Genomic DNA, 14253 nt, shown 5'->3' with positions numbered 1-14253 from the left:
CTCCCAGCGGTCGAGCACGGCGCGGGCCAGCTCGGCCGGGATGGCCAGGCGGTGCTGGCCGAAGTAGTACAGCGACTCCGGCTCCGGGAGGTAGCCCTCGAAGCTCGTGTCGAGCAGGGCGACCTGCCGCTTCTGCGGCTTGCCGGTGATGCCGTTCCGCCGCTCGACCACGTCGACGGTGATGTCGGCGAGGCCGGTCACCCGGTGCAGGTGGTTGGAGACGCTGATCGGCAGCGTCTCCCGACCCACGATCTGCAGGCTGCTCTGCGTGCTGCCGCGGGTCTTGCCGCGGCTGTGCTCCACGCCCGGATCGGTGACGGCCGTGATCGCGTCGTCGCCCGCACCGTGCCCGGTACTCGACTTCTCCGCCGTGGCCGAGTACCCGTAGGCGTGCATGGTGAACCGGATGTGGCTGAGCACCTGCGGCTTGACCACCTCGGTGACCGCCGTGTGGTGCAGCAGCACCCTGACCCGGATCTCGGCCACCCGACCCGGGCCTTCCGGGTCCATGCGCGGCTTCCCGTCGACCATCTCCGGCAGGTTCGACCCCGGCCGCAGCACGATCTCCAGCGAGTACTGTCCGTCGGCGGCGTCGGCGATGTTGGCGCGCATCGCGTTGTTCGTGAGTATCGCCTGGACCGCGGCGGTCGACGGCGCGCCCTCCTCGTACATGTCGCCGAGGGCCAGCCGCACCGCCTCGACCAGTCCGTCGGTGTGGATCAGGTCGAACGCGATCCGGTTCGCCACGTGCGGGTCGACCCGACCGGGCGGCGGGACCAGGACGGCCGGCGGCTCCTTGACGATGCGCGGCGTCGGCAGGGTGTCCCCGATGTACTGGTTGCGGACCGCGTCGTGCCCCATCAGCTCCGTGGCCAGGTGGACGACGGACGACTCCTCCGACTGCGCCGACCGGAGGACCTTCACCTCGCCCGCGTCCTCACCCTCCCGGACGCTGACGATCTCCTCCAGGATCGTCGTGTCCGGCAGGAGGAAGTCCGACATCTCCTTGACCGGCTCCAGCAGGGCCCGTACCACGTTCGTGGTGTCGCCGCGCGTGGTGTTCACGCTGACCTTGCGGCCCCACTCGTGCTTGTACCCGGCGGTGAAGCCGAACAGCTTCAGCTTCGCTCCGACCGAACCGGACCAGGACCGGTCCGAACCCTGCGACTCGGTACGGGTGCCCGACGAGATCGCCAGGTCGGCCTTGCGCAGGTCGTTGTTCTGCCTGAGGTGCCGCGCCCGGTCGGCGTGCAGGACCTTGCGCACCCGGTAGGTGACGCGCTCGACGGTGCCGTGCGGGCCCGGCTTGGTCAGCGTGATCGGCACGCCGTCGGCGGCGAGCTGGTTGAACGCGCCGTGCAGCGCCTTGTCCGTGGTCAGCCGGTTGACCGCCTTGACGTTCTCCCGCTGGAACGTGCGCAGTACCGGGTCGTCGGAGAAGCCGAGCCAGTCCGGCCGGTTCGGGTCGCTCTCCGGCAGGAAGCCCAGCGGCGTGCCCCACTCGTACAGCTTCCGGCGGAGGAACAGGTGCCCGGTCGCGTCGGTGACGAGGTCGGTCGCGCCGACCCCGGCGGCCAGCTCGGGGTTGCCCGGCTTGCGCAGCCGCGCAGGGTACCGCTTCTGCTCGTCGGTCAGCTCGTACTCGGTCGGGTTGGTCTTCGGGACGAGACGCCCGTTCTCCTCGACCATCGCGTCACGCGCGACCGGGAACCCGGCGGCGAACGCCTCCGTGACCGGCGTCGCCGTCATCAGGCTGCCGTCCATCAGCGCCCGGTGCATCTCCCCGGTGTCGAGGTCCTGCGAGCTGGCCACGAGCCGGTACGCGACCTCGTACTCGTGCATGTGGCCGATCTTCTTCGGCACACCGGGCCGGATGCTGCTCAGACCGCCGGAGACACCCAGGGTCTTGGTGGCGCTGCGGTTCACCAGGTCCAGCGACGCGCCGATGTTGACCGGGAGGCTGTCTGGCAGCAGCGTGTCGTCGCCGAGCGGCAGGCCCGCGGACGACGAGCTGGACCGCGTCCAGGCCACGCCGTACTTGTCGAACGAGATGTCCAGGCCCCACTCGAGCTGGATCAGGTTCGTCGACGCGCCCACCGGCCGGACGACGGGGCGGCCCGAGCCATCGAGGATCGGCTCCATCCGCAGCGTGATCATGCGGATGTCACGGCCCTCGTGCGCCACCCAGAACTGGTAGCCCGCCGGGTCGTTGAACGCGCGGTTCGCGTTCTGCCGCAGCGCGGCCATACCCACCCGGACGTCGTGGTACGCCTGCTGGCCGGGGGTCGCGGCCTCGGGCGGCAGGGTCGACAGCGCCCACCGGGTCGCCGGGTCGATCACGCTCACCGCCGACGCGGAGCCGACCGGGAACTCCGCGTCGCGGTCAAGCTGGTCGTCCTCGGCGACGACGACGTCGCCGGTCGGCTTCGCGAACGGCTCCGGTACCGCGAACGACTGCGGGTCCGGCGTGGCGGCGCTCGGCGCGTCCGCGACGACGCCGAGCGGCACGACCTCACCCGACGGCAGCTCCAGCCGCACCGTGTACTTCAGCCCGCCGCGGCCCACCAGGTAGAGCCCGCGATCGTCCACCACGTACGCGGTGGAGACGTTCCGGTAGGCGTCGACCCCCCGCCCCTCGGCCACGTGCCAGCCCAGCGGCAGGCCGACCAGTCCACCGGTCAGCGGGCGCATGACGGAGTCGACGTTCGGCCCGGTGGTGCGGCCGGCGGTGACGCCCGCGTCCGGCCCCTGCACCTCGAACTCGCCGGCGATCTGCTCGCCGTTCAGCCCGGTGAGGCCGGGTACCGGCCGCACACCGATCGGTTCGGCGTCGAGCAGCAGGGTCGCCGCGTGGTCCTGCCCGACCGGGATGCGCAGCCCCGTCGAGACGAGCGAGTCATGCCGCGAACGGATCAGGTTGTCCAGGTCGGCGTACTCGAACTCGTCGTCGATGCCGTGCCGGGCCATGCCGTCGTTGCTGACCGCGACCACCGTGCCGAGATGCGCCAGCGGCCCGACCAACGAGATCGTCGAGATCCCCCGGCCGATGAGGTCGTCGAGCACGCCCTCCGCAGCGGCCGGGTCGGGGGTCGGCGCCAGATCGGCCCACAGCTCGGCCAGGTCCCGCTGCCGGTCGCTGAGTCGCTCTACCGCCTCGGCGATCGCGGCCCGCGGCCCGACGGCCACCTGCCGGTGTGCGCCCTGCCCGGTCCCGGGCTGCTCCCGGTCGATCGCGGTCTGGTGCGCCACGGCGATCTCGTCCGCCAGGTCGCGCAGCTCGGTGTACCCGTCCCGCAGCGTCGTCAGGCGCAGCCGATCGTCCTCCGCCTCCACGAGCATGGCCCCGAACAGGGCGACGGCCCCGTCGTACTCGGTGCGCAGGTCGTCGAGCGCCGCGCGGAAGCGCTCGTCGGCCCGGGCGCGACGGGCGTCGAAGTCCGCTACGTCGGGCTCGGGGAACCGGTCGTGCATCACCTGGAGTCGCTGCAACTCGGTGTACGGCAGCTGGGCGCCGGCCGACGGTGTGGCGTCGACGTCCAGCCACGTACTGCGCAGGGCGTTGGCCAGCCGGCCGACGGGCCCGGGCAGATCCGGCGGTACGACGGCCGGGTCGCCGATCAGGTCCCGCGCCGCCCGCAGCACCGCGGCGCGGGTCCGGGTCGAGTCGGCGATCTCGTAGTAGCGGGCCAACCCGTACAGCGAGGTGAGGACCGCGGTGTCGGCGCCGTCCCAGTCGATGGCCTCCGGCGGCAACGTCAGCCAGGCGGCGGCCTGCGCCCGCAGTGCGCCCAGGTCCGCACCGTTGGCGGACATGGCTTCCATGACGTTCAGCGCGGCCCGGCTCCGGACGTCGAGAAGCGAGTGTGTCGGGAAGGTGGCCGCGTGGCGCGTGGCCTCGGCGGCGAACAGGCCCATGACCTCGTCCCGTACCAGCCGGGCCTGACGCCGGTCGAGCACCTCACGCAGCTCGGCGGGCAGGACGCCACGGGCCACCCGGACCCGGAGCATCTCCACCAACGACGGGTCCATGCCGGCGAGCAGGTCCTCGAAGACGTCGGCGGTGAACAGCAGGGCCGTACCGGCGCCGCGGCCCTGTGTGCCCAGGTGCGTCGCCCAGTGGCCGAGCGCGACGGCGGCGGCCAGGCCCGGATCGCGCTGTGCAATGCCGGGCAGCTCGTTGCGTACCTCGGCGACCCGGGCGGTGAGCAGCCGTACCGCGTGCGCCGCCAGCAGCGCGCCGCCGTGCCCGGTGCGGGCCAGCCGCAGCACCAGGTCATCCAGCGGCACCTCCGTGAACCCGTGCCCGTACGTCGTCGCGATGACCACGTCGCCGTCCGGGCTGAACTGGATCTCGGCGTCCTCGACCAGCGCGTTGACGCCCCGGCTCAGGTTCTCGGTGGCGATCGTCAGGGCGTCGCGCGCCGCGGCGAGCGCACCGGCCGGCGGGTTGTGCCGCCAGTCCGCCGTCGCGTGGGTGAGCGGCTCCAGCTCCACCACGGCCTCGTGCCCGAAGTCGAGCGACAGCGTCCCCCACCGGCCCCCGCCGTACTGGTAGCCGAGGCGGTCGAGCAGCTGGCCCAGCCGCCACCGGATCACCCGCTGCTGCTCCCGCGCCCAGTCGACCCGGTCCGGCTCCCCGGCGGCGCGGCGGGCCAGTTCCATCCGCTCGACCCGCTGCGCGGCGCGCAACGCGAGCAGCTCGGCGTCGACCTCGGCGAGCAGACCCGCCCGCGGCTCGTCCGCTCCCTGCGCCTCGGCCCGGCCGATCGTGGAGCGCAGCCGCTGCCACCAGGAGGGCCGCTCGTTCTCCGCCGCCGCCGTCCGGACGATCTGCCCGAACGCCCGGGCCAGCGCCATCCGTACCGTGTGGTTCCGGCCGCGCGGCAGGATCCGGGCGTCGACGACAATCCGCGTGTACCGCCGCCCGTTCGCGTCGACGTAGTGGTGCACGCCGGCCTCGTCGTACCACCGGTCGGTCGTGGCGGCCAGCTCACCGTTCCGGTTGTGCCCGGCGACGACCTCGACCATCACCGGCTCACCGCCGGCCGGGATGAGCTCGGCGTACCGGATGTCGCCGTCCCAGCGCATCGTGAACGGCCGCATCTCGAAGCCAGACCCGTGCTCGGCCAGCCAGGCCAGCGCGTCGTTGATCGCCGCGTTGATCGCCGCCATGTCCGTCTCGGTGCCGAGCCCGCTGACCGCGATCTCGTCCTCGGGCCGCACGACCGGGGTCGCCGGGCGTACCGCCGGTGCCGTCGCCGCGGGGTCGGGGCCGGGCGGTGGCGTACCGGGGTCCGGGTCGCCCGACGGCGCGGCGGGATCCGCGTCGGTGCCATCACGGTGGTGGCTGACCCACGTCGTCGTAACGGGGATGAAGCCAGGGCCGGCCGGCCCGCGTGGCGGCGTCCCGTCCGGTCCTGAGGTGGGCGCGGGCGGCGGTTCAAGGCCAAGGATGCGGGTCCGCGCCTCGTTGGCGGCCCGCGCGGCGGCCAGTCGGTCGCGCAGGTGCCCGATCTGCTCGTCGGTCAGCAGGATGTTCTCGCCGGACGGCGCGCCACCGAACCGGGCGTGACTGGCCTTCGACTGCTGCCGGTACTGCCGGCGGTCGGCCGTGCGCTCCGTCCGGGTCACCGCCTCGACCCCGACGCGGAATCCACGGCCCAGCACGCTGATGCCCAGACCGGCCAGGTGGTGCCCTGTGGCCAAACCGCGCACCAGGCTGCTCGCGTACGCGCTGGCCTGACGGCCCGCCGAGTAGCGCAGCTCCGGCCCCAGCGCGCCCGGCGTCCGCGCCGCGGTGATCTGGTCCTGCATGAACCCGCCGAGCGCCCGCGGCAACGCGTCGGCGATCTCGGCGTTGCTCGCCCGGTGGTCCACCACGAACACGGTGTGCGCGTAGTCGCCCGCCGGGATCCGCTCCACGACACCATCGGTGACCGTGCCGGTGGTGATCACGATCCGGGTACGGATCGTGTGGTGCCCGTGCAGCCACCGCTGCCACGGCGCCGGCCACGGGTCGATCGTGATGTCGTGCAGCACCTGCCCCTCGTGCGAGCTGCGGGTGATGGTGCCGGGCAGCTTCGAGACGGCGCCGTACGGGTCGTCCAGTACGCGCTGGACGGTGCCCATCAGCTCGCGGTGCGGGCGGCCGGCGTCGAGCCCGGCACGCACCGCCCGCAGCTGCTCGCGCTGCTCGTCGGTGACGTCGGGGTTCGCCTCGATGTCGTACGCCAGCAGGGTCAGCGCGTCCCACTCGGCGGTCTCGACGTTGTTGCGGGCCTGCGCCGACGAACGGGGCAGCTCGTTCGGCGGGAAGTGGTTGCGCGGGTCGAAGCCGGCGCTGCGCGCGTTGCTGTCGGCGCGCTGGCCGAGCAAGTCGGCGCTCCACCTGCCCAGCCCGCTGCCGGACTTGCCGGCCCGCGCCGAGTCGCTGGCGTACGCGTGGTCGTCGCCCTCAAGATCGGCGGTGAGCATGTCCAACCCGGACGGCACGACGTATCGGGCGCTCTCGGAGAGCAGCGCGCGCCACAGCGGGCGCGGGCCGTATCCCAGCTCGCTGGTGATCACGTCGGCGAGCGCACGCCGCGCGCCGCGATCGACGGCCGACACCGTGCTGTCCCGCATCACGAACAGATCCCAGTCGGCCACCCGGGCCAGACGCGGCAGTACCGCCGTGCCGTCCCATGCCTTGCCCGGCTCCCGACGCTTCTCGGCCAGGGTCAGGGTGACCTTGCGCCACGCCAGCGGGCCGCGCCGCAGCCGCAGCTTGAACGTGATCCGGTAGCGGGAGCGCTCCCACTCGATGTCCTTGACCTGGCCCGACTCCGCCAGCGCCTGCAGCGAGTCCAGCACCACCCCGTACGCGCTGGGTACGGCGTAGGGCAGGACCTGCTCGCCGCTCGACGCCAACCCACCCGGGCGCCTCTCCCGGATCTGCTCGGAGACCTTCTCGGCCTCCTCGCTCAGCCGCATGGCCCGCTCGGCGACCTTGCCCGCCGACTTGCCGCGGTCACCGCCACCCGGCCGGTCCGTCTGCGTCTCCTGCTGGCCCTTCAGGATCTCCTTCGCCGCATGCCGCTGGAACATGTAGCGCCACATGACCGGCACCATCGCCGTCACCGATCCGGCGGTACTGGCGGCCAACATGTCCGCCAGCGCCGGGTCGTGCAGCAGGAACCGGCCGACCGCCTCGGCGAGCACGATCGATCCGGGCAGTGCCAGCAGGTTGCGGACCGCGGGGACCGCGATGCCGGGCACCCGGGCGAAGAACTGCTTGCGGTCGTCGACCGCCTCGCCCACCATCCGCAGCAGTTCGGCGCGAAGGACCGCGCGGCCCAGCGCCGGATCGAAGGTGCGGCCGTCCACGCCGATCCCGGACTCGCCCTCGCTCCACCGGCGGGCGGCCTCGGGCAGGCCGATCTGGATCCGGTAGTGCACCGGCGCGGAGCGCGGATGCCCCACGCCCGGCCGGTAGTCCACCGGAACGACGAACGACGAGTCGAAGTCACCGATGACGACCTCGTCCACGACGACCGTGCCGCCGCGCAGCCGCGTGCCGAGGTCGACGACCAGCCGGCCGTTCTCGTACTCCACCGAGCGGGCGTCGGGCACGTCGCCGGCAGCGATGCCGGCCACCAGGTCGTCCAGTACGTCCTGGGCGGCGTTGCGGGCCTCGCTCCAGTCCGCGTCCCGCTCGGGCATGGGGCGGACCGGCCGTACGACCGGCTGCGGCCTGGTACCGGTCGCCGCCTCGTCGTCGTCCGCCCACCGCTCGGCGGCCGCCGCCAGGTCGGCACGGGTCACGGGGCGGGCCGTCCGGCTGTTCTCGCGTTGCTGCCGCTGGCCCATGGAGAGCCGGTCGCGCATCCGCTGGTACAGCACGACCGCTCCGACGCCCCCGCCCCACAGCAGGAAGTGACCCAGCGTCGGGATGGCCCCCGCGAGACCCGCGCCCTCCGCCGCCGCGACGACGGCCGCACCGGCGGACCCGGCCACCGCCGGGACGCTCGCCAGCGGGAAGTGGTCACGCAGCCGCGCCATCCCCGACCGCCGCGCCGCCATCGCGTCCGCGAGCGCGCGCCCCAGCTCGTGCGCGACCTCCTGAGGGCGCAGCCGCGGCGACAGCCTGACCCTGGCCTCGGTCACGTCGACGCTCCAGTCGACGTCCACCAGCGCACCGTTCGCCGGCTCCTCGACCACCGCGTACACGGCGACCGGGCTGCCGGACAGCCGGCCGAACCTGCCCCGCTGCTCCGGTGCCAGCAGCACCACGCCGCGGAACCTGCCGTCGGCGCGCACACCCGGCCGGTGCTCCCCCGGCGCCAACCCGGTGTGGTCGATCGGAACCTCGTCGGTCGGTGTCCCGCGCAGCCAGTTCGCGCCCGGCTGGTCCGGCGTGCCGCTCAGCCCGGGGAACCCGTCGATGAGCGTCCGGTACGCACTGCCGAGCACCGCCGACCGGTTCACCGCCAGGTACTCGGTGCGCAGGGCGCGGGCGGTCTCCGGGATCCGCGGATCGGTCCAGTCGAGCTCGGTGTGGTCGGGCACCGAGTGCGGCCGACCGTGCACGAGCTCCACGCCGGCCGTGGCCAGTTCCTGCGTGAGGCGCTCGTGCAGGCGCTCCTCCCGCGCGGACAGGCGAACCAGCCGCGCCATGCCCGCCTCGTCCCGGCGGCCCATGACGAGACCCTCGTGGGCGGCGGCCGGCCTGACCCGGCGCGGCAACCGGAGCCGGAACCCGCGCCGGCCCTGCGGCGTGCCGCCCGGACGGGCGGGGACGTCGAGCTTGACCCACTGCACGGACCGGCGGCGTACCGGCTCCGCGGACGGCTCGACGGTCCGCTGGCCGTACCGGTGGCGGACGACCCACTCGCCGCCGGGCGTACCCGGGTCGGTGGGGCGCGGCAGCATCCGGTCCGACGTCGGGTCCAGCGCGGCGACGATCACCTGCCCGTCGGCGCTCGTCATCGCGTAGGTCTCGATGCCGTCGTCCGCACGGCTCGCCGCACCGACGACGGTGATGTCGAGCGCGTCGCCCGCAACGTCGAGCAGCGCCGCGCTGTCGCAGCCCACCAGTCGGATCCGGCCCGTCCCCTGCTCCAGGTCGGTACTGCTCACGAGCTCGCCGTCGACCAGCGTGCGCAGCGCGGCGAACACCGCCGCCGGCTCCACCCACCGACCGTCGGCCTGGATCCGGCCGTCCCGGTGATGGAAGTGCAGTGCCCGCTCACCCTCGGTGGGCTGGACCTGCGCTGCGAACTCGTGCTCGATCGACCCGCGCTGGTGCAGCGACCAGCCGGACGCGACCGTACCGCGCCGCAGCACATCCAGTACGTGCGCGATGTCGTCGGCCGGTGCGGCGCCGTCCGGACCGCCCGTCGCCGGAACCGCCGGGGGCGGCGGGGTACCCAGTGACGGCATCGGGTCCACGGACGCCGGCGCGAGGGCGACCGTCGTCGCACCGCCCGCGGGTGCCACGTCGGTGCGAGCGGCGTTCACCTCGCCCCGGAACCAGGTCGCGAACCGGCGTCCCGCCAGCAGCCCGACCGCGGCACCGAGCGGCGCGACCGACTGCTGCTTCGGCGACGTGGCCGTCGGCGTGGCCGGCTTCTGCGGCCCGGTGGGTGTGGCGCCGGGCTTGGCACCGGCCGGCCTCTGCGGGACGGGGGCGATGTCCCACCCGGTCTCGTGTGCCTGCGCCGCGGTGAGCACCACCCGGGCCTTGTACATCTCCCCGCCGGGCACCTTGTACGTCCGCTTGCCGAGGCTGACCACGTCGCTGGACCAGTCCCGGACGCCGACGCCCTTGCCGACGAGCGTCATCGGCTCGCCGTTCGGATCGATCGTGTACGCCTTGACGCTGCGCACCGTCGCCGTCTGGGTGATCGTGAACGTGGGCTTCGACAGATCCACCAGGTACTTGCCACGGGTAGCGGTGGCGACCAGCCGGTCCGGGTTGGTCAGGTCGGGTTCGAGATCGTGGCCGAGACCGTTGAACGTCAACGGCTTCCCGTGCGGCACGAACTTGGTCCCGGCACCTCGCCCGGTCACCCGGAACGGCTGGAGCTGGTTCCTGCCGATCGCCCACAGCAGCTTGCGCTTGGTGTCCCACAGCACGCCGTGCGCACCGTCGAAGGCGATCCGCTGCACCTCGCGCAGCTGCTCGACGTTGTCGGTGCTGGGCGCCCCGTACACGGTGAGCATGCCCTCGGCGGAGGCCACCACGACCGCGCCGTTGTCCGGTACCCGCTCGATGGCGTGCGGGTTCGCGCCCGGCGACGCCTCCCACAGCAGGTTGGACCGGTCAGGCCGGCGACCGCTGTACTCGACGATCCCCGCCGCGCCACCGGACGCCGCCACCAGGGCGATCCGCCGGCCCGAACCGAGCGCGCGGAACTTCACGTCGGACACGTTCGCCCAGTAGCCCCCACCGGGGCTGAACCGCCAGGCGGCGTCGTTCCGGTTCAGCGTCGCCGGCGCGCCGTGCAGGTTCCAGACGAGGATCTCGTTGACCGACTGGTCGGCCACCGCCATCTGGTACTGCATCGGCGGGCGCTGCGTCTTCGTCGGCTTGGGCGTCGCCTGCGGTGTCGGCGGCACCTTCTCCGGCGTCGGGGCGAGCTTCTCGACCCCCGGCTCGGGTTGCTTGCGCTCACCGGGCAGGCCGACCGTCACCGCCGCGGCGCCGAGACCGATCCAGCCCAGCATCGCGCGCCGGGACGGGCCGCTGCGCTGCGCCTGCTGTTCGAACGCCTTCGTCGCGGCCGGCAGCCCGGAGTCGGGTCGTGACCCGCCACGGAGCGCTCGCAGCCACCGCGCTGCCGCATCCCGGCTGCCGAGGGCGATCCACCGGCGGTCCCTGACCCCGGCCGGCAGGTCGGTCCGCTGGAGGTACCGCTCGCCGGTCGGCAGCTCCCAGACGATGCCGTACCGCTCGCCGTCGCGGCCGGGCAGCGCCGGCCGGGGCAGCATGCTGCGGTTCGTCGGATCGGCGGGCCCGACGAACCGGTCACCGAACTCGCTGATCCAGGTGAGCGAGTTCGCGCCACCAACCGCCACGCCCAGCATCCGGCGCCCCAGCTCCACGATCGGTTCGCTGTGGCAGGAGTCCAGCTGGACCCGCGCCGAGTCGGGAGTCAGGTCGTCGGCTTCCCCGATCTCGACGTCGAGCACCTCGCGCAGCGCGGTGAACAGGTCCGCCGGCGTCACCCAGCGGTCCCAGACGAGAATCAGACCGTTCTGGAGGTGGAAGTTCACCGAACGCTCGCCCGGCTTGAACCCGACCGCCCGCGCGAACCGGGCTTCCTCCGAGCCGGGCGCGTGCAGCGACCAGCCCGCCGGGACACGCCCCTGCCGCAGCGCGCGACGGACGTACTCCACCGCGGCCTCGCCCGCCAGTACGTTCCGACCGTCGGGTCCGACCACCGCGCCGCCCGGACGCCGCGCCGCCACCAGATCCGGCGCCGCGCCGACCGAACTGACCGGGCCGTCCATGACGAGCACGTCGATCTGGCGGACCGGCGGAAGGGGCTCCGCGTCCGGCCGGAACGGTTGCACCCCGCCAGCGAGCAGCGCGTTGAGCGGCACGTCCTCGCCGGCACGCCGACCGGACCGCACCGAGCGCCCCGTACGCAGGCTCGTGGCCGAGGTCCGGTCGCCGTGCGCGGCCACCCGCCACAGCTCGGTCCGGCCGTCGGCGTGCGTGGTCTGCACGTACGCGAGGGCGGTCGGGGAGGTCGCGGCCACCGCACGGTCCACCAGCTCGACCGCCGCGCGCACCGCGGCACGACCGCGCTCGCCGGGACCACTGCGCCAGTGGGTACGGAACAGGCGACCGGTGGCGCGTTCCAGCGCCGCACGGACCGCGTCGACGGCCGGCGCCCAGTCCTCCGGCTCGCCGTCGGAACGCGCCGCCAGGTCGTCCAGCGCGGTCTCAAGCGGCCCGTACACGGGGGACGTCGACTCGAACATGACCGGCGGCAGCTCGTGCACGTCGTGCGTCGGCGCCGGGCCCAGCCGGAACCCGGGGCTGTCCGCGGCCAGCGGCGTGCCGTCCGGTACGCCGACCGCGGTGCGCAGCCGCACCAGCAGGTCGCCCATCGCCATCTTGACCCGCAGCCGCTCGGCGAACACCCGGGTCTGCCGCTCGTACGCGATGAGCCGCTCCGGCGACGGCGTGAGGTCCTGACTGAACGTGCTGTGCTGGACCGTCTCGTCGTGCTCGAACATCTCGTTCATGCCGGACGCGCCAGCGGGACCGTTGTGCAGTGCCCGGACCGCGTAGCCGGCGATCGCCGCGAGCGAGCCGCCGATCGTGCCCAGCGTCAAGGCCTGTGTCACGCCCTGGGCCAGCGCACTGAGGACCAGCCCGCTGGAGACCGCCGTGGCCCACGGCACCATCGAACCCGCCGAGTTGCGCATGAACACCGAGGTGTCCGGCCGAGCCGGCCGGGCGCTGCGCGACAGCAGGCTGATCTCGGCGAGCCGCGAGGCGAAGCCCACCAGCCGGTCGATCTCACTGACCGCCGAGCTCATCTCGATGACCCACTTGTTACCGGTCGGGAAGTCGATGAACTCCAGGCGGGTCGCGGCCTCGGCGCTGTCGGTCGTCGCCATCGAGACCAGCGCGTTGTGGGTGTTGCGCCCCTTGCCGAACCAGATCCGGTACTTGTCCTTGTCGATCCGGGTGACCTTCGTGATGCCGAGCAGGTCCCGGAACTTCGGGCCAGGCAGCCCGAGCAGGGTCGCGTCGGGGTCCTCCAGCAGCCGCCGGGATCCGCGCAGGGCCTCGGTCACGCCGGGGCGGGCCGTCATCGCGTCGTACCCCGCCCGGGCGGCGTCGCCGACGGCCTGGTCGTTCAGCAGCTCGGTGAGGCCCGAGTCGATCGCGTCGTCGTAGTACGCGAGCGCGTCGAGGAGCGCCTCCAGCTCGGCCTCGATCGCGGCCGGGCTGGTGTTGGCGAGCAGCCCCTCCCACTCCACGTCCTGGTCGAACGTGAGCGGACGACGCTGGCCGTCCCGCAGCCACGAGTAGCGCCGCGCGTTGCGGGCGCCGACGAACGAGCCGATCGTGCCGCCGGCGCCGGTGGCCTCGGCCGCCGGCAGCGCGTTGGTACCGAGCCCGGCCGCGAACGCACCCGCCGACCGCACCACACCGGCGATGGCGGCGGCCGCACCACCCATCTCCCACTGGTACTTCCAGTACGGTCGGAAGTCCTTGCGCTCCAACAGGTTGATGATCCCGTTGACCAGCCGGTCGATGTCGGCCATGACCTCGCTGGGCAGCGCGCTCTTCGGCACCGCGACGAAGACGGTGCCGTTGTCGTGCACCTCCATCGTGCGGTGCCCGCGCGGCCCCTTGAACTCGCCCGGCACGAGCACGATGCGGATCGCCAGCTTCGGGCGCAACGTGCCCTGCCGCTGCGCGGTCGCATCCGCGATGGCCGCGATGATCTCGATCGGGGCCGCGGGGGCGTCCGGGTCCGCGGGGCGGAGCGAGCCGGCGGAGCCGCCGTACAGCGCCCGGCGCGGCTCGCCGTTCAGTTCCGCCTCGTGGCTCCGGTCGATCTCCCGGAACCGCAGTTCCACCACCGGATCGGGGCCCACGAGCTTGCGCAGCCGGCTGCTGCGCGCCAACCCGGCCGGCAGGTTGCGCTCCAGGCCGAGTGCGGTGGCGCGCATATTCGGCCAGTGCGGGTGCTCGTTGATCGAGTCCGGCGTCACCCGGCCGAGCTTGACGTTCAGCTCGTCCGTCTTGTCGTCGGCCAACGCCAGCAGCGCCTGGTTCTGCTGCCGCAGGTAGAGCGCCGCCTCCTTGACGTACCGGGCCGAGACCATCTCGTCGTCCCGGTCCTCGCCCTTCTCCTCGTACGCCCGGTCGGCGTTCCGGCCGGCGACGGCCACCTTGTGCCGCAGGCCGGTCAGGTCGACCAGCTCGCTGGCCGCCGCACCCGCCGCGTACACCGCGGCGGACCACGGGTTGCCGGTGGCCACGAGCTCCGCGATGCCCCAGGTGACGCCGCCGGCGGTGAACCCGAGCAGCGAGTTGGTCAGCTGCATTCTCGCGGTGGGCAGCCGGTTGCGGTGGCTGAGCTGGATCCGGGTGGCCCGCGCGACCGCGTGCGCCACCACGTCGTCGATCCGGGCCCGCGGCGCGCGCGCCACGTCGACCGGTACGTACACGGTGTAGGAGTGCTCGGTGTCCCCGGAGACGGGACTCAGGTCGACGTCCTCCGGACGCAGCGTCGCCGCCAT

1 protein-coding gene (running past both ends of the window) is annotated in these 14253 nt (G+C 73.5%); it reads right to left on the bottom strand.

All 14253 nt of this window come from inside a single coding sequence — locus Aru02nite_RS22015, DUF6528 family protein, on the bottom strand. Of the gene's 118716 coding nucleotides, 39003 precede the window and 65460 follow it; the stretch shown corresponds to coding positions 39004-53256 — codons 13002 (complete) to 17752 (complete); reading right to left, the first codon wholly in view occupies nt 14251-14253. The start codon and the stop codon both lie outside this window.

The sequence above is a fragment of the Actinocatenispora rupis genome, from assembly GCF_016861975.1.
GTDB classification, from domain to species: Bacteria; Actinomycetota; Actinomycetes; order Mycobacteriales; family Micromonosporaceae; genus Actinocatenispora; species Actinocatenispora rupis.
The sequence above is the reverse complement of the archived record's forward strand: the minus strand, read 5'-3'. Positions and strand labels throughout refer to the sequence as shown.